At 57.1% G+C, this 18,302-nt stretch carries 12 protein-coding genes and 2 pseudogenes; 10 read left to right on the top strand and 4 right to left on the bottom strand.

The features are described 5' to 3' along the window. Nucleotides 1-41 precede the first annotated feature (41 nt). The 3 genes and pseudogenes from Q4F19_RS17055 to tnpB (Q4F19_RS21515) form a co-directional block, all read left to right on the top strand. Nucleotides 42-783: pseudogene (locus Q4F19_RS17055) on the top strand (IS5 family transposase); the annotation flags it as partial. A 316-nt stretch (nucleotides 784-1,099) separates the two neighbouring features. Next, nucleotides 1,100-3,079 carry an acyltransferase family protein gene (locus Q4F19_RS17050; RefSeq protein WP_303545077.1) on the top strand — a complete coding sequence of 660 codons (1,980 nt, stop codon included), beginning with the start codon at nucleotides 1,100-1,102 and terminating at the stop codon, nucleotides 3,077-3,079. A 547-nt stretch (nucleotides 3,080-3,626) separates the two neighbouring features. Then, the gene (gene tnpB / locus Q4F19_RS21515) at nucleotides 3,627-3,890 is read left to right on the top strand and encodes an IS66 family insertion sequence element accessory protein TnpB (RefSeq protein WP_431312420.1); all 264 of its coding nucleotides are present in this window, start codon (nucleotides 3,627-3,629) and stop codon (nucleotides 3,888-3,890) included. A gap of 256 nt (nucleotides 3,891-4,146) precedes the next feature. Here the strand turns inward: tnpB (Q4F19_RS21515) and Q4F19_RS17045 are convergent, their stop codons facing one another. The 4 genes and pseudogenes from Q4F19_RS17045 to Q4F19_RS17030 form a co-directional block, all read right to left on the bottom strand. Continuing rightward, nucleotides 4,147-4,656, bottom strand: coding sequence for a transposase (locus Q4F19_RS17045; protein WP_303545569.1), 510 nt, complete (start codon nucleotides 4,654-4,656; stop codon nucleotides 4,147-4,149). Nucleotides 4,657-4,964: 308 nt separating this feature from the next. Then, nucleotides 4,965-5,279, bottom strand: a pseudogene (locus tag Q4F19_RS17040) (IS66 family transposase); the annotation flags it as partial. Nucleotides 5,280-5,313: 34 nt separating this feature from the next. After that, nucleotides 5,314-6,519 carry an O-antigen ligase family protein gene (locus tag Q4F19_RS17035; protein WP_303545075.1) on the bottom strand — a complete coding sequence of 402 codons (1,206 nt, stop codon included), beginning with the start codon at nucleotides 6,517-6,519 and terminating at the stop codon, nucleotides 5,314-5,316. A gap of 729 nt (nucleotides 6,520-7,248) precedes the next feature. After that, on the bottom strand, nucleotides 7,249-8,436 hold the full coding sequence (locus Q4F19_RS17030; RefSeq protein ID WP_303545073.1) for a glycosyltransferase: 1,188 nt from the start codon (nucleotides 8,434-8,436) through the stop codon (nucleotides 7,249-7,251). A 487-nt stretch (nucleotides 8,437-8,923) separates the two neighbouring features. Here Q4F19_RS17030 and Q4F19_RS17025 point away from each other — a divergent pair, with 487 nt between their 5' ends. From Q4F19_RS17025 to tnpC, 7 genes are all read left to right on the top strand, one after another. Beyond that, the gene (locus Q4F19_RS17025) at nucleotides 8,924-9,745 is read left to right on the top strand and encodes a glycoside hydrolase family 16 protein (protein ID WP_303545071.1); all 822 of its coding nucleotides are present in this window, start codon (nucleotides 8,924-8,926) and stop codon (nucleotides 9,743-9,745) included. Between the two features lie 311 nt (nucleotides 9,746-10,056). Continuing rightward, a complete protein-coding gene (locus Q4F19_RS17020) occupies nucleotides 10,057-11,280 on the top strand; it encodes an acyltransferase family protein (RefSeq protein WP_303545068.1) in 1,224 nt (407 codons plus the stop codon). Between the two features lie 87 nt (nucleotides 11,281-11,367). After that, nucleotides 11,368-12,558, top strand: coding sequence for a glycosyltransferase family 4 protein (locus Q4F19_RS17015; protein WP_303545066.1), 1,191 nt, complete (start codon nucleotides 11,368-11,370; stop codon nucleotides 12,556-12,558). A gap of 1,120 nt (nucleotides 12,559-13,678) precedes the next feature. Further along, on the top strand, nucleotides 13,679-15,940 hold the full coding sequence (locus tag Q4F19_RS17010) for a family 16 glycosylhydrolase (RefSeq protein ID WP_303545063.1): 2,262 nt from the start codon (nucleotides 13,679-13,681) through the stop codon (nucleotides 15,938-15,940). Nucleotides 15,941-15,956: 16 nt separating this feature from the next. After that, on the top strand, nucleotides 15,957-16,322 hold the full coding sequence (gene tnpA, locus Q4F19_RS17005) for an IS66-like element accessory protein TnpA (RefSeq protein WP_303545060.1): 366 nt from the start codon (nucleotides 15,957-15,959) through the stop codon (nucleotides 16,320-16,322). After that, entirely contained in the window at nucleotides 16,319-16,660 is a 342-nt protein-coding gene (tnpB, locus tag Q4F19_RS17000; protein ID WP_303545057.1) for an IS66 family insertion sequence element accessory protein TnpB, read from the top strand. The genes tnpA and tnpB (Q4F19_RS17000) overlap by 4 nt, the downstream gene beginning before the upstream one ends. A gap of 47 nt (nucleotides 16,661-16,707) precedes the next feature. Then, nucleotides 16,708-18,302, top strand: a 1,595-nt coding sequence (gene tnpC / locus Q4F19_RS16995) for an IS66 family transposase (protein WP_303545567.1), incomplete at its 3' end; no start/stop codon positions are given.

Here is an 18,302-nt window from a genome sequence, read left to right as displayed (position 1 = left end):
TGGCGATGGTTGATTCAATGGCGGTTCGAGGAGGGGCTGCCATGAGTGATCTGATCTGGCTGTCGGAGGCGCAGATGCGCCGGATCGAGCGGCATTTTCCGTTGTCGCGTGTTGTACCGCGTGTGGACGATCAACGTGTGGTCAACGGCATTATCTTTGTCATCAGGAACGGACTGCGCTGGCGGGATGCGCCGGCAGCCTACGGTCCGCACAAGACGATCTACAACCGCTTCATCCGCTGGAGCCGGCTGGAGGCGTTCAACCGTATCTTTGCGGCGCTCGCGGTGAAGGGCGGCCAGCCGGATCAGCTGATGATCGACGCTACCCATCTGAAGGCGCATCGGACGGCGGCCAGCCTGCTTAAAAAGGGAATGTTCCCAGACGTATCGGGCCCACCAAAGGTTGCCTGGACTCCAGCTCCATGCCGTCTGCGACGGCCACGGCCGCCCGCTCGACATGCTGCTCAGTAAAGGCGAGATGAGTGACTACAAAGGTGCGGCGCTGATCCTCGACGCGCTACCACGGGCCAAGTTCCTGCTCGGCGACAGAGGGTATGATGCCGACTGGCTGCGCCAGGCGCTTGCCGCGCGCGGCATCACCGCCTGCATCCCTTCCAAGGTTAATCGCAAGATCCCCTGCCGCACGATGCGGCTCTCTACCGACCCGGCCAGAAGATCGAGATCATGTTCGGCAAACTCAAGGCCTGGCGGCGCAGCCACGCGCGCCACGCTCACACCATCATGTCAAGCCATCGCGATCGCCGCCACTGCCATATTCTGGCTGTCATTAACGAGTCCTGAGCCTATTAGCCCAGCAGGAACAGCCTCGTTCACCGCTGCCATGCCTCGCGCCGCAAGGATTCGAACGACGAGGCAAGCTCGATAAGTAGTCGCTTACTTCAAGTCGTATTGAAGCTGCCGCAACTAGCGCCCGTGACAATCAGCTTTAACGTATACGGCCCCCGTGACTCTAATCTAGCAGCGATACCGCCTTCGGTAAAGCCTTGCTGCATGCGCAAAAACTGCGATATGTTGCGCCGCGTCACGCGGGCCCGAGCCGGGGCTCCGGTACGTATGATAGTCTGGGGCGGACCGCTAATATGAACCGATATCGGTCCGACATCGACGGCTTGCGCGCCATAGCAATTTTGCCGGTCGTGCTCTTCCACACCGGCTTTTCGAGCTTCTCGGGTGGCTACGTCGGTGTCGACGTTTTTTTTGTTATTTCAGGCTTTCTGATTACATCTAGCCTAAACAATGATTTCCGCGCTCAAACCTACAGCATAGCCGCATTCTACGAGCGGCGGATACGTCGGATTATGCCAGCATTGTTTGCAATGCTGCTATTGACCTTTTTAGTCGGCGCCTTGATGCTGCTGCCGCTCGACATGGTCGATCTTGGTACAAGTATGTGGGGAGCATGCTTGTTCGTATCAAATCTGACGTTCTGGTCTCTTAGTGGCGACTATTTCGGATTGCCTAGCGAACGGCAGCCTCTTTTACACACCTGGTCATTGGCGGTTGAGGAGCAGTTTTACATCTTCTTCCCAGTCCTGCTCGCAATCCTCCACCGATTTATGCGTGATCGCTCTATTACCAAGTTACTCGCTGTTCTTTTCGTTCTCTCACTCGCGCTAAGCATCTACGCGTCGGTACGGTCACCGGTCGCCAATTTCTATCTGTTGCCGACACGGGCGTGGGAATTACTGGCCGGATCACTGGTAGCCAGCGGTTTGCGCGGGCCAACGAGCCGCCGTATTGCTGAGATCGAGGGTGCATTCGCACTCTTTTTGCTGATTGTTCCCATCTTCGCCTATGGTCCCAATACTCCGTTTCCCGGCATCAGTGCTGTACCGCCCGTGCTTGGGGCCGCACTGATTATTCATTCCGGGCTTGGCGATAGCATGAGCTCGGCTGGGCGGTTACTCGCGCACCCCCTTCTTCGATTTGTCGGGTTAATAAGCTATTCGCTTTACCTCTGGCATTGGCCGATCATCGTTTACACGCGCTATGGTTTGCTTGATGTCAACCTCGCCCAAAAATTTGCGATCGTGGCGGCCTCTGTCGGCGCGGCGACGCTATCATGGCGCTACGTGGAGCGTCCTTTCCGACGAACTGGCGCGGTCATGGGGCGCCAGACATTATTTATCATCACAAGCTCGGTCTTGGCCGTCTTGTCGATTGCCGGCTTCCTGGTTGCACGTCACGGCTGGGAAGGCCGCTTTCCCGTAGCTGTTGTTAGGGCGGCGGACAAAAGCACCTTTCAGGGCCCGCATCGAGAATGCGGCCTTGCTTATGATCGAAAGCGGACAGTCGAAACGTTGTGTGTACTGGGCGCTCCCGGAGTTAAGCCGAACTTCGTTGTAATTGGAGATAGTCATGGTGACGCGGCGGCGCCGGCCGTGTTTGATGCGGCGCGCGCGGTTGGCCAGGCCGGCTACCAGATTACCGCAACGGGCTATCGTCCCCTCCTCGGCTTTGAAAAGGTCGGCGAGCAAAGCAAATACCGTTACTTAAACAGGTTGACGGTGCACGTTCTTGACGGGCATCCGGAGATTAATAGTATTATCATTCCGATCTATTGGCGGCAAGCCGTGACGATCGACGGCTATTTAAGCAGCGATGGCCGACGGGTCGCCAGTTCTAGCTCGGTTGAGCTCGGGCTCCGCACGCTTATTATGCGCTATCCAAAACGCCGATTTTTATTGATAGCTTCATCAGCGAATTCGCCGTTATTCGGAGCAAACGCTGCGACGCGTGCAAGACTGTTTCATTATCACAATTTTGCTCCGACTGTGCCGATCCAGAATTTCCGGGCTATGGAAGCGTCTTATCGAGGGGTGCTCGACAGGCTTGGTAATCTGCCAAACGTGCAGGTTGCGAGCTACGCCTCCAAACTCTGTGACGCCCGCGCCTGCTACGGCTTAATCAATGGCAATCTTGCTTACACCGATGACAATCATTTGTCTTATTACGCCTCCCGTCTGCTTATCCCCACCTACAAACAGTTTTTGATGAGAGCTGCTCAAAAAAAGGCGGGGGGTCAGCGTACGTCGAAAGTCGATTCAGAATCCCGGTAAAAGAAACCGGTTTCCATCGCCTCCGGGGTGCATCTCGGAGAGGGCCTCGCGCCCCCTGTAACGCCTGGTCATACCGTCAATCATACCTTGTTCTCATCTGACACCATGAGCCCGCAAGATCATTGAAGAGGTCCCCTTCAATGAGGCAGGTCGCGATCTACTCGGACGTTGAGGGGCGGCGGCGCTGGCGCGACGGGGAGCGAGTAGGAACTTTGTTTCGGCCGTTCGTGCGGGGCGCCGTTATCGCCGAGGTGGCGAGTTGCAACGATTGGTCGACGAGGCAGATCTACACTTGGCGGCGCAAGCTCCCGGCAGCCGCCACAGGGGTGAACGCGCGGGCGCTCGCCTTTTCGGAAGCAGTGTGGATTGATGACGCGCGAACCGCAACATCAGGCATGGCGCCGGCGATGGTCATCGATCTGCCAGGACGCCGACAGCCCACCATTTTTTTTGCGTTCCGCGCCAGCCGCGGTGATAGCCGCAGCGTTGCGGGCACTCCGATGATCCCTTCGAGCGTCCGGGCGTCGATCGCGACGGGCCCACCAACATGACGAAGTGGATCCACGGGTTAGCGCTGCAACTCCAGCAGGGCCTGAGCCACGATCCCCATGCAGACGATTTCCACGTTCTTCATGGGCGCGCACGGTCGCTGATCGAGACCATGCGGCACGACTGGATCGGCATGTCCCTGTGCGCGCAGCGACTCAAGGAAGGCCCTATCACCCTATCATGGAGCCCAAGGCGAAGAACGGGATCGCGTTGCTTATCGCACCTCAGCTCGTCTGCCAGCTCGGGGGGCTCGACTGCGTAATCCGCAGTACCGCCGGCGTCCGCAGAGCGCCGGTCTGGACTGTTCCCGCAGTGCAGGAGCTTTCGTGCAGCGATGAACACCGGTCGGGAGTATGCATGTGTTCGGCCTGTCCGCGTTTCCGCGCAGCGGCCATTGAGCTAGCCCTGATGAAGTTCGCGGATCGAGTCCGGAAACAGGTCAACGCGCTCGGAACGCCGAAGCGCTCTGCTCCCGTGAGCTTGTTCGATCCCCGGTTTAATCGGTTCGTCAGCACTACTCAGCTACTCTTGCACCACCCGTCGCCCGTTTCAGCGGGCGAAGAGGATAGCGGTCCCACGGCTGCTGCGGCGTAGACTTCGTTTCGCGCCATCACCGCCCAGGTGATACGCGCTGTCTTGTTGGCGAGCCCGACGATCGCGATCTTCGCCGGCTTGCGCTCGAGGAGCCGTGCTAGCCATGGATGGCGGCTCGCGTCATCCGAACCATCCGCATAACCCCCGTCGCGGCGACGAACAGCAGCTTGCGAAAGTATCGTCGCCCTACTTGCTAATCCCGCTGAGCCGCTCTTTGCCGCCTGAGCCATGGGCGTGGTGGTTAGCCTTAGGCATGCTGAGAACTGTCGCCCGGAGCGGAACAGTGATGCTTGGAGAACAGCCGCCGCGATTGCCGACGCCGTGATCGGGCCGATGCCGGGGATCGTAGCGATCCGACGGCTGGTGTCATCGGCTCGCTGCCAGGCGAAAATCTGGGATTCCAGCGAGTCGATCTCGCTTGCCAGAGGTCGCAAATGCGCACCGATGGTGTGTCGCGCAGATCGAGCATCCGCCGGCAACTCAGCCTGCCCGTCGTGCTACAGCTTCACCAGCGCGCCGACGCCAGAAGGCCCTTTGCCGGTGGCAGTGCTATACTCCGATACGTGAGCTCGCAGAGCGTTGATCTGTGCGGAACGTTGTCGACCAGCAGATTACGAGTTTTGTGACGCATCAGAACCGCTTGCCGCGCGGTAAGAATGTTGTCAGCCCACGGCATTTCCCGGCATGAAGCTGCCGACGTTGTTGGCGGGGTGCCCGTCGGCGAGTTTGGTCAGGGCTTCCTAGTCTTGGTCCGCCCACGGCCGGGATCAAGCACGGTGGCAGTCGTCTCATCGGCAACGTCGCAGTCGCGAGAGAATATGATCGCGTAAGAGGCGCAGATACCAAGCGGCTCGCCGGACCCAGTCGGCGAGTGTCGAGCGGTCGAGCTGTACGCCCTGCCGGGCATAAATCTGGGCCTGCCGGTACAATGGCAGGTGTTCGCCGTACTTGGAAACCAGCACCTGCGCGATCAGCGCCTCGGTCGGAATACCGCCCTCGATGATCCGTGCGGGTCAGGCGCCTGCACGATCGCGCAGGAGCGGCAGTCAAGCCGGGGCCAGAATGAAGGCCAGGCGAGCTGCCGCGACTCTTTAATAATGTCGCTTGACGCGAAGAGATCGATCGAGCCGAAGTGCACCCACACGCGCACGTTCTTTGTGCGCTGATAGGAGCGGCGTGGGCCCCCGTCGACGGGACCGCCGCAGCAGTCCATCGAAAACAGGCTGGTCTAGACCGGCGCATACAAAGCCGAATATAACTACGGTCGTCAGCAGCGTAGTATCAATCGCTTCGCTATAGCAATAGCAGACAGAAAATAGGTACAGATAAGCGCTGGACCGGCTCAAGGACGTTGCCGAAGAACCGCCGTTAAGAATCAAATAACGGATGACTCGGATAGCTGCGACGATCAGCAGCAGTACAGCCACCACAACTCCGATCCAGCCGCTCTCCGCTGGTATGCGGTGTCGCTCGCCATGAACGTTCATAGGCAATTGATTGGTTCGGGTGAGAGGACCGTAAGTCTTTATCGCCCATGCTTGATAACCTGTTGCCCCCGCACCGAATACCGGGTGCTCGGCGAACAGTTTATCTGCCATACGATTGGTGAAGGCACGGCTCATGTCGCTATGTTCAGCGATAGATGCGTCGGAAAAAAAAGCTCTTGTCGGCATCGCATCTAGACTTCGATCAGCGCTCGTCAGCTGACGTGCGACATACGTTCCGTGCGAAAGAGAGACAAAGGCGGTCGCCAGTGCGATAGACATCAGCGTCACCGCCAGCACTGTCTTCGCGCTGGCTTTCGAAAATAAGAAGATAAGCGCCAATAACAAATACGCCTTCCGCTCACCGCTCGCTAACACAATTACAGCATATGACAAAAGCGTCATATACCATACGCTCGATGAGAATGAGCGTATTCTATCCTCGAACATAAAAAGCAGCACTACGCCGACCGAGAATACGAGTTTTGTGTCGAACAAATATTTCCAGGTTGTAAAGTAGCCTCGAAAAATATGATATGCGATGACGTGCGCCAAGACAAATATATTTAGTATTGTGAAATGCTTAAGGAGCTTGAAGCGCTCATCAGAGTTCAGAATAAAGATGTGCCTGACAGCGAATGACGCCGACAATACCACGACCATAAATTGAGCCGTTTTCTCTAGGCCGACGCCGGTATTTATGCGCATGGCAGTAACCGTAGATAACGCGACATAGGCTACCGCCAACCCTGCCACCGGCCACGAAAACTTCCAGATTCGGTATGGCCGGAGAAACATAGCCAAGGCCGTCAACGTAAATAAGATCGCACCCAAACCCGTGATCTTATAAAGAAGGGATATGTAGCAACCGAACAAAAGCACCTCAGGGATCCAGGCCCCGGGGAGCTGTTTGTAAACGCTCGAACTCGGTGTCGGCAGGTAATGCCTCGGCGAGAAACGCCCCTCGCGCAACCGCGTCTTCCCCGACATATTAATTATGGCAGAATTAGGGTCTTTATCAATCGGATTTACATTTGGGGACATTGGATCACCTGAGCACCGACCGACCCTACGCATGCCATCGAAGCGAACGCAACGGTGGATCAGCATCGCCGGCCTTGAAGTGGCCTGCTTAACCGACAATGACGTCGACGGTATTACCGCCTATCCGCAAGGGCATAGTAGTCATACCTGACGGTTTCAACCCGCAGTGATCTCATCTGGTGTCCATCGCCTCCGGCGCTTAACGCCGGAGAGAACCTCGCCATCCTCGTAACGCCTGACCATACCATCAGTCATGTGCCTCAACCTATCTGAGAGCACGCCTGTTAGGTCGTCTGAGAGGCCGCCTGAGGCTGGTAGGTGCGCAAATCTTGGAAGGACCCGGTTGGCGCATCGCCAAAGAACAGGCGCCTAGTATTTCCGGTGAGGTCTCGAAGCTTCAGCGCAGTACTCCGCCATAAATCGGTCGATACAACTTCGCGCTGTCAGCCGGGTTATATTCGCCATCAAATGCGAAAGGAAGCCGAGCGGCAAGCAATGTCACTGCTCTTCAGAGGGACCAATAGAATTATAGGACGTCCCCAAAGCTTCAACGTAAGCTCTGTCAAGCTGATCAAACATCGCCGCCTTGGACCAGCCGCTAACCTCCGTAAGTTCAGCTCCTTTTGTCAGAAATTCAAGCATCGAGGTGTCCCGTGCCACATTCACGGCCTCTCGAGCTACAGAGCTAGCACTCGTATTTTTTAAAATTATCCCATTGACGCCAGTTTTTACGATTTCTTCAATTCCGCGAAGCGGGCTTACGATCGACGGCTTGCCTCCAGCTAAATACTGAACGACCACCCGAGGCAGCCCCTCTCTTAACGATGAAAGAACTCCAATGTCGCTTAATGCCACGAGTCTCTCCGCGTCCGGCCGATGGCCTACGAACTTTACCCGATCATTCAATCCAAGCTTCTGGACGTGCGCTTCAAGATTTTCCCTCTCTTCGCCCTCGCCAGCGAAAATGACCCTTATAGGTTCCCCGGGAGCAGTGGCTGCCGCAAATCCGTCAAGAAATTCGTGATGCCGCTTGCGCCTCTCAAGTGCTGCCATCATCAGCAGCACCTTCGGTTTTTCCGTACCCACGGGAATTCCTAAGATCGATCTCCAGTCCTCAGGCCAAGGTGCCGCCACAAATTTGGCGATCTCCATCCCGGAACGAACGACCATATGCGGCCTTCTCGAACCTATCCTTGCAACGCGATACGCGTCACGCGTTCCATAACTTACGTGAACAAAATAATTAGTCCATAGCGCCGCTATATGCTCTGCGGTTAGGTAAAGCAACTTCTGGAACAATCCGATATTACTAAACGGCAAGATGTGGACGCCGTGAATTACCGTAGGGACAAGCGCCGATGCCGCAGCGGCCCGTCCAATTATTCCTGCCTTGCTTGTGTGGGTATGGACAACGTCAGGATTTATTTCCTTTAGAAGGTCGCGAATCTCCCGATAGCAACGGAGGTCTTTCTTTGGAGAGATTTCGCGCACGAGAGAAGGGACTAGACGCAACGAGACTTTCTGATTCATGCTTTCATAAAATTCGATGTTAGAATCGGGTCCGCAAAGTATGATTACTCTATGGCCCAGCCCCGCCTGATGGACGCAACAGGCCCATGTATTCTCCTCGGCGCCCGCCCGCGCGAAACGAGTTTGGATGTGAACAATCGTCAAACCTACCGCCATACGACCTCTGTCTCCAATGCCGCCGCAACCACAGCTATCTTTGATCGAAAAAAATTATAATCCGCCCGCGGTGTTCGTGCGTCAGAGTGGCATTTTTGCTTTTGCCTTTCGCCGCACGTTTTGGATAGTGCTCCCCTAACGGCCCCACCTTCGCTCGTTGCGCCATCCCTCTCGTAATGGGCACGATGCAACGTCTTTTCGAGAACATCGCTAGCGCGCGTCGTAAGAAACTGGTTTTGCGTCGACGTAGCATTATTTGAGGGTATGGTTGGCCTCTCTCTACGCCTGGAGTGTTACATCGATGACGCAACCTGCACAACCGAGGCGGCGCCGGCTAGGCACATATTGGATGCGCGTGGCCGCTGTGTGGTTGCTAGCTGGTATGCAGCGAATGGGCATGGTCGGGTTCAAGTCGATCTTGATAGCCCAGTCGAAGAGGAGCTGTGTTCAACGCCGATTACGCTCCGAGACGTCGCGCCTTCGCTCAGTGGCTGCCTTTGCAGCTATGTCGGCGATAAGTGTCTCCTATCCCACCATTCTCAGGGCTGCCGGCAGCCTGAACGTCAAATGGGACCAGTCTTCTGCCGGCGCCTCTCTCGACGTTGACGCGATGCGGCTAATTTTCAGTGAGGAATTTGATGAAGATTCTCTAAACGGGCCAAAGATGTTTGCTCCTGTTCACGCGCCTTATGGAGCCGGCCTCTTCGATCAGCCCGGCAGCCGTTCTTACCAAATTCACGATGGACTGCTTACGCTCCGCGCTTTTCGCCGCGATGGCGTTTGGCACTCTGGGTCAGTGCAAAGCGCAAACGCTGCTCAATCCGCGGGTAAAGCGTCCTTCGGCAAGCGCGGCTTTGCTTGTCGGAGCTGTTACTTCGAGGCTCGTCTTCGATTACCAAAAGGAGCGGAGCCCGGCTTTTGGGGCGCTTTCTGGCTTTTATCGCCTCAAGGCAACGACGGTCACACGGAAATCGACGTGATCGAGTGGTATGGCGGTGACCCTAAAGGCCACCATCAGGGTGTCCACGTATGGCCGCGCGATCGTGCACATTCTGGCCAGTCGAATTACCGCGGGATCCCAGCGTTGCAAGACGGCGAATGGCACACCTATGGCGCCCAGATGACGTCCGATCTTATCCTGCACATTTATATGGATCGGCAGGAGATCTCAAAGGTCGTTTTGCCGCCGCAGTTCAGCGCGGATTACTATGCGTTACTGACTCTCGCGGTTTTACCTAAGGAGGCGTCCACGCCTCAAGAGCCGCTGATGATGAACGCGGACTATGTTCGCGCTTACGTGGGGCCTTGATCGGGTCGCGGAGCGACCCTTGCTAAATCGTGCGAGTCGCCCGCCTCTAATAGGCGTGATCCGGCCATTTGCCCGCGCTCCCGCGCTTGCTCCCGACGAGCTCCGATCGTATGCTAAAAGAGTGGCGGTCGGTTTAGTTGCGCTGTGCGAACGGCAGGCGTCCAGGTTAGCGCGCTATCCCGGGCCGATACTGCGGGGCGAGCGAGAATCTCATGCGGATGCAAGGGGTGATCGGCAAGCTTCGAACTCGCCCCGGTCGCTCAGTTTAAATCGCACATGCCTTGATCGGCAACCGCAAATGTTGAGGTATCATGGTAGGCCGTCACTCAATCGATGATTATCAAGGCGATTCGGCGGAGCGAGCCAGCGAAGAGCCCAAGTCTGAAAAATTCGCGGCGCTTGAAAGCTGTCGTGGTATCTGTGCGTTGCTCGTTGCGTTGGTTCATTTAAGCGCAAACGGCTATTTCTATAATTTGTTACCTGTTCGAAATGGCGGACTCGGGGTCACATATTTCTTTGTCCTCAGCGGTTTCGTCATGATGCATGCGTATGGCAGAAAATTGTCTAGCATAGACGATCTCGTTCCTTTCGCGGTTCGCCGAATTGGTCGGCTCTATCCGCTTCACATCGCCATGCTATTGGCGCTTTTTTTACTTGAATGCGTGAAGCTGATTATTGTTAGCCGCTCAACGCTAGCGGCCGGCGTTCCAGCATTCTCCGGCGCTAACTCCTATTCCGCACTGTTGGGTGGCGTATTGCTGATCAACGGTCTTGGATTTTTTCGAGATTTTACTTGGAATGGCCCGAGCTGGACTATCAGCACCGAGCTTTGGACTTATCTGATATTTTTCGTTGTGGTGATGCGTAAAAATAGCGCGCCATTAATAGCACTTCTATTAGTTGCGGGAAGCGGTGCAGCTCTCGCTCTAAACGAAGCTTTGGGAGCTCCCTTGAAAACTATTCGAGGTCAAGGAGCTATTCTCTGTGTTTATTGCTTTTTTATCGGGGTGCTATCGCACTCAATGGTGCGCCCTCGCTTTCCTTCGCTTGGCACGAACAGATTTATCGAGATTTTCTCAGCAGCGGCTGCGTGCGCGACTTTCTTCGACGTTATCCCTATGAAAACCATACTCAATCCTTTGATTTTCGCGCTCCTCGTGATCGTCTTGTCCGGTAAATCAAGTCGATGTGCACGAATTTTGGACAAGCGCCCATTGGTCTACCTCGGGAAGATTTCGTATTCGATATATATGGTACATTTTGCGGTAGGAACCGTTCTCAATGCGGCTGCGCGCGTGATTCAAGCGAAGACGAGCACTCAGATTCTTAAGCAAGGCGTCGGGGAATCAGGTTTCCTTATTGATACCGGTCATCGCTGGCAAATGGATGCGCTTGCGCTAGTATACCTTTTCATAGTGATTGCGATTGCTGGTTTAACCTATCGCACAATTGAAGTTCCCTTCAGGGATAAGCTGAATCGCTTCAGTGCGAGGCTGGAGGCGAAGCGCCGAGCGCAGGCGGCTGGAGCCGTATAAGGGCACCAGAACGCATGTCACGCTCGGCCGGCCGGCCGGCCGGCCCGATTTCGAGAACCATGGCCAATTTATCAAGGCAGCCCTCAAATGACTGAGACCACCGCCCGCTCTTCGGTTCAACGCCTGACACTTGTTGTGGCCGGCTATTTTCCAGATAGCCGCGGCGGAGCAGAGCGGCAGGCACAGATCCTTGCTGAGGCACTTCATGCCCGCGGTGTCGATGTTACGCTGATCGCACCAACGACTTGGGCGAGCGCCCCGTCCATTGAGAATACCTCGTTTGGGAGGATCGAGCGCTTTCGTGTTCGGAAGTACCCCAGCGCTGGGGGCCGCCACATATTAGATTTCTTGGCTTGGACATTTTGGTTTCGAAAACACATCACGCCACGTCTGGATCCGACAACGCCCGTCTACGTGTTTCACGCTCGGCTCCACGCCTTCGGCCCAGCTCTAGCTGCGCGCGCTTCTGGAGCACCCTTTTTAATAAAATTAGGGGGCGGTGGAGACGCTTCCGATTTTGCGGCCTTGCGGGCGAAGCGATTCCTTTACGGAAGATGGATCCAGCGGTACCTTTTGCGCAATACCAGTGCATTCGTCGCGAATAGTAAACAGATCGCTGAGGATCTTGTGCTCCTGAAGGTACCCAGTGATCGGATCGTTTGCTTCCCTAATGGCGTCGTACTCCCTGAGAAATCAAACATTCAATCTGCAATCGCACGACGGAGCGGTCGGCGCTTTCTTTCGTCGGGGCGAATGGTAGCCGACAAAAACGTCGGTGTTCTTTGGGAAGCGGCTTCGGCACTTATCCGGGGAGGCGTTCAACTCGACATCACCTTTTTGGGCGAGGGTCCTGAACGTGGACGACTAGAAGCGGCGGCGGCCGCGGCAGGTGTTAGCGCAAGAGTGGAGTTTCCCGGGTTTGTGTCGGATGTCTATCAATACCTCGAAGCGACCGATTTCTTCTTGTCAGCGTCTATGCGAGAGGGGCAATCTAACGCTCTGCTGGAAGCGATGTCTGCCGGTGTGATTCCCATCGTTTTCGGAGCAAGCGGCGCGGAGGTTGTAATTCACGGCGAAACCGGATTTTTGGTAGAACGCTCTGACCCTGAAGCCTTCCGAGATGCAATCGAGGCCGCGCTCGCTTTGTCGGTCGAACGAAGGGTCGCCATGGCGCAGGCCTCGCGCGCCTATGCAGCTTCCCACATTGGAATAGGTCGCGTTGCTGAGGATACAATTGCTCTGATCACGCGATTGATGGCTCCGAATGATTATAAGTGAATTTCCTTTCTGAGCTCAAGCGCTATCGAATCCGGCGGATCACTTCCGCCGACGTCCTCGAAACTCTCCGAGCTTTCACGCGCCCGCCGGACCGGGAAAGATCGCTGCGGCACCCGCTCGTCTTGCGGACGTCGGCACTCGCTTGAATCTCGTCAATCAATAGAACGCGCGCGCGGACGTCCAGATCGACAGCCCAACTCACCTGGCCGCGAGGTGGAGCGGAAAGGGCGCTTACACAGCTTCCAGTCCCGTGCAACGTGCAACGACGAGACTATATCCACAAAAAACATCCTCTGTCGCAGTGCTTAACGTTTTCGATAGCCCCGCGATCGCGCGCTACACGCATCGCCACCGACGATAGGAGTTCGTTGGCATCCTCATTGCTATCGGGGCCGAATTGCCGGCCGCTAACAACGTGAGCGTCATCGTCCACGACTATACGCACAAAAGTAGCCTAGCTTCCGCGCGTGATTTTCCGAGGGCCGCGCGGGAAATTCCATTCCGGACGACGTTACGTTCATGGATAAACGGGGCGAACGAATTCCTCGCCAAGTTGACATGTCGGCGCCCGAAGAACGACTTCTTCCTTTCGGTCGTCGACCTCCAGGCAGCGATGAACCCGTCATCAAACAACGAGCCGGAACCTCGCCGCTTCTTCTGGCGCGTTGATCCGACTCACGAGACGCGCGCATCGCCATAGACGGCGGTTCTGCCGGGCCGGTTCCGCACCCATCCTTCCTGGCTCGCCATGAGATCACCCCCGCCGTGCGACGCGGGCACAACCTTTGGAAGCAATTCACAGGGGAGCGACGGATCGGCACCCAACCGTGCCACGAGCTGCCGCTTCAATCGAATGCCATAAGCAATGGCAGCAGCACGTCCGCAGCAGCTTCTCCGGCCCGACCGATGGCCGTCCGATCCGCAATACATCAGGTTCGTTCGTCGCGCGCCGTCTCGATGAACCATGTTGCGTCGCGCTAGCTGACGCCCCTTTTCAGCCTATTGTATAGACGAATGTCTCAAACGAGCGAAGAAATAACGCCTCATTAACCAACCTATGCAACGAAAAATGCCTCCTCCAAACTCCAAAAGAGGTTGGAACTCATATCGGATCACCATTATGCCAACGCCCTCCGTTACATGGACAGAACAGTTCGCCGGAACCGCTCTCGATCTCGACGGCTACGCAATATCCTTCGACGATGAGTTCGACGATCTGTCCATTACCACCGGAGTGACGCAGGGGGCGTGGTTCTCGGGCGTGCATAGCGATTTCGGCAGCGCATCCTTCGCACGCGGCCCAAACGCGCTTGACCCCTTCTCCGTTTCAGACGGCGTCCTCACCATCCGAATGCTGCAGAAAGACGGCGTATGGCAAAGCGGTTTGTTGCAATCGGTCGATTCCAGCTCGCAGGGCTTTAAACAGGCGTACGGCTATTTTGAGATGAAAGCCAAGTTCCCCGACGGCGCCGGGGCGTGGCCCGCTTTTTGGCTCATTTCCGACGAAAGTACGACAGATCCGACTGCGGCCCGTGTGGAAATCGACACCGTCGAGGCGTACTCTGGCGATCCCACCGGGCTACATACCACGATCCATTACACGCCAGGCAAAAGCACATCTGACCTTCCATCGAAGACCGCTGGCGGCAACTACGAGCGCGTTAGCGCCTCAATGTTCGATGGACGCTTTCACACATACGGCACGATGATAACGCCGCAATGGATAACCACCTATTTCGATGGCAAGGAAGTTGCGCGCGTCGCCGCGAGCGATTACTCTAAGACGCCGTTCTACATGATACTGAACCTGGCAATGAGCGAGGAGGGTTCAAAGGACCCGCACGCAGTATATGACATGAATGTCGATTATGTGCGTGTATATTCAAACCCCACGGTAACAACTCAGGCAGCTTATGGCACCTCGGGGAACGACGACCTGACGGGCACGGCTGGTAAAGATATTATGGACGGCCAACAGGGAGCGGACCGTATGGCCGGCGGCAGCGGGGATGACATCTATTATGTCGACAATGTTGGCGACAAGGTAGTTGAAGCCGTCGCGAGCGGTACGGACTATGTTTTTAGTTCTGTCAATTATACGCTGCCTAACGAAGTGGAAAACCTTACTCTTATTGGCGGTGCTAACATCACAGGAAGAGGCAATGACTATTCCAATCTTGTCACCGGAAATGACGGTGACAACTATTTGCTGGGGCTGGGCGGCAGCGACACGCTGATTGGTGGCAAGGGCAACGACATTCTGGACGGCGGAATCGGCGCCGATATGATGAACGGCGGGCTCGGCGATGACATCTACTTTGTGGATAATGTCAATGATTTGATCACTGAATCCGCCAATCAGGGTTGGGACATCGTCCGCGCCTCCGTTGACTTTCGGCAAGCGGGCCAATCGCTTGAACGAATTCAGCTGGAGGGCTCGGCGAATATCTCGGCCTACGGAGACTCACAGAATAATGTCCTCATCGGGAACGCCGCTAACAACGTACTCGACGGCGGTGTCGGTGCGGATACCATGACCGGCGGCAAGGGCGACGACACATATTATGTCGACAATCTCGCCGATAAGGCGATTGAAAAGATCGGCGAAGGCAACGACATATTATACTCCACCATTGGATACAGTCTCCAAGGGACCAACATTGAAGCCCTTTTTTTAGTCGGCGATGCCAACATTGTCGCTAGCGGGTCGGATGGGAACGACCGCCTGTACGGTAATGATGGGAACAACATATTGTACGGGCAGGCCGGATCCGACTTTATGGCCGGGGGGAAGGGAAATGACACTTACTACGTCGACAATGTTGGAGATCGAGTGATAGAGAATACTGGTGAAGGCAATGACACCGTCTACGCAACCATTGGTTTTTCTGCCAGTGGGCAGTCGATCGAGACTATAGTACTATTGTCGGGCAAAGCGATAGGCGCGATCGGCTCGGCCAGTGATAACAGTATTTATGGCAACGACATGACCAACAGCCTGGATGGCGGCGATGGAAATGATGTTCTCTACGGAAGACTCGGGAATGATATACTGATCGGTGGCAGCGGCGATGATATTTTTGTTTTTGATACGGCGGTGAGTTACACTAACATCGATAACATCTTAGACTTCAACTCCGGCCAAGATAAGATCCACCTTTCCCAGCGCGCGTTTGCCGGCATGGCCGGCCCAGGTGTTCTGAACTCAAAATATTTTCAAGTTGGAACTAAAGCGGCGACGGCGGACTCGCACGTTCTTTACGACCCTATAAAAGGTAATCTCCTTTACGATCCTGATGGGAGTGGACCGCTAGGAACTACACCGTTCGCTCACGTCGAACCAGGCACATTGATCTTTGCCAGCGATTTTCTAATGATTTAGGATCAGGAGCTAGTAATTGGGGCAGGTCGCGGTCTATTCGGACGTTGAGCGGCGGCGGCGGTGGAGCGACGACGAACGTCTGCGCATCCTGGGTGAGGCGTTTTCGCCGGGAGCGATCGTGACGCAGGTCGCGCGCCGATACGACGTCTCGACGGCGCTGATCTACACGTGGCGGCGCAAGATGCTGGACGCGACCGCACAACCGGTGCCGGCATCTTCCGATCCGGGTTTTGTCGAGGCGGTGATGATGGCGGACCGTCCGTCATCGCATCTGAACCTGGCTCCGGTGATCGTCGTCGATCTGGCGCGTGGACGGCATATGAGCATTTTCGCGTCGGCATCGCCTGCGCTGGTCGCGGCGACGCTGAAGGCGTTGCGGTGATCCCGTCGACCGCGCGGGTGTGGATCGCGATGGGCCACACCGACATGCGGAAGGGGATGCAGGGCCTCGCGCTGCTGGTCCAGCAGGGCCTGAAGCGCGATCCCCACGGCGGGGATCTGTATGTGTTCCGCGGCCGCGCTGGAGCGCTGATCAAGATCATCTGGCATGACGGGATCGGCATGTCTCTGTACGCGAAGCGGCTGGAGAAGGGGCGCTTCGTATGGCCCTCGGCGAACGACGGGATCGTGTCGCTGACCGCCTCGCAGCTCGCCTGCCTGCTCGACGGGATCGACTGGCGCAACCCCCAGTACAGCTGGCGTCCGCAGAGCGCTGGATAGGTCTTTTTCACTTTAAATGGGCGGCTTTTTGTGATTCCATCACGCCCATGGATGCGGCCGTTTCGCCCTTTCCGGACGACGTCGAAGCGCTGAAGGCGCTTCTTTCGGTTGCACTGAAAAAGGCCGGCGACGCCGAGCAACGCGCGGCCACAGTCGAGGCCCAACTGGCCAACGCCCAGGCGCGCGCCAGCGCGACCGAGGCGATGATCGCGCATCTCAAGCTGCAGATCGCAAAGCTCAAGCGCGAGCAATATGGCCCCAGCGCCGAGCGCAGCCGTCGCCTGCTTGATCAGATGGAGCTCGAGCTCGCCGATCTCGAGGCCGACGCCAGCGAGGACACGTCCGCGGCTGAGGCCGCCGCCGACAAGGCGACCAGCGTCATCGCGTTCGAGCGCAAGCGTCCGGTCAGGAAGCCCTTTCCCGACCATCTGCCGCGCGAGCGCGTCATCATTCCCGCGCCATGCTCCTGCCCAGCCTGCGGCGGCACGCGTCTGTCGAAGCTCGGTGAGGATGTCACAGAGACACTCGAGGTGATCCCCAGGTCGTGGAAGGTCATCCAGACCGTGCGGGAGAAGGTGTCGTGCCGCGATTGTGAGACGATCTCCCAGCCACCGGCACCGTTTCATGTCGTGCCGCGAGGTTGGGCGGGCCCCAGCTTCCTCGCGATGCTGCTGTTCGAGAAGTACGGCCAACATCAGCCGCTCAACCGCCAGGCCGAGCGGTTCGCCCGCGAGGGCGTGCCGCTCAGCATATCGACGCTCGCCGATCAGGTTGGCGCCGCCGCCTTCGCGCTGATGCCGCTCTACCGGCTGATCGAGGCCCATATGCTGGCAGCCGTTCGATTGCACGGCGACGACACGACCGTCCCCGTCATGGCAAAGAACAAGACCGATGTCGCCCGGCTCTGGGTCTATGTGCGCGACGACCGGCCGTTCGCTGGTGCCGACCCGCCCGCTGCGCTGTTTCATTATTCGCGCGACCGGCGCGGCGAACATCCGCGCGCACATCTCGCGTCTTGGGCGGGCATCCTGCAGGCCGACGCCTATGGCGGATATGGCGAGCTCTATGCACCCGGTCGCCGGCCTGGCACCGTGTTCGAGGCGGGCTGTTTCGCTCACGCACGGCGCAAGTTCTTCGAGCTCGCCGATGTCGAGGGCGCCGCGCGCAAGAAAAGCCTCGGCGAGCGCACCGGCATGATCTCCCCCATCGCGCTCGAAGCCGTGCAGCGGCTCGATGCCCTGTTCGACATCGAGCGCGCCATCAATGGCAAGAACGCCGACGAACGCCTCGCCGTGCGCCAGGAGCTGAGCGCACCGCTGATGACGGAGCTCCACGCCTGGCTCATCGCCCAGAACGCAAAACTGTCCCGCAACCACGATCTCGCCAAAGCCATCAACTACATGCTGCGCCGCTGGGGCGCATTCACGCGCTTCCTCGAAGACGGTCGGGTCTGCCTCTCCAACAATGCCGCTGAACGCGCGCTTCGCTGCGTGCCGCTTGGCCGGAAGGCCTGGCTGTTCTGCGGTTCGGATCGCGGCGGCCAACGCGCTGCCGTCCTCTACACCCTCATCCAGACCGCCCGCCTCAACGATGTCGATCCCCAGGCCTGGCTCGCCGATGTCCTCGCCCGCATCGCAAGCCA

This window comes from Sphingomonas natans (genome assembly GCF_030546695.1).
Taxonomy (GTDB): Bacteria; Pseudomonadota; Alphaproteobacteria; order Sphingomonadales; family Sphingomonadaceae; genus Sphingomonas_I; species Sphingomonas_I natans.
This window is presented reverse-complemented; position numbering and strand designations above follow the sequence as displayed.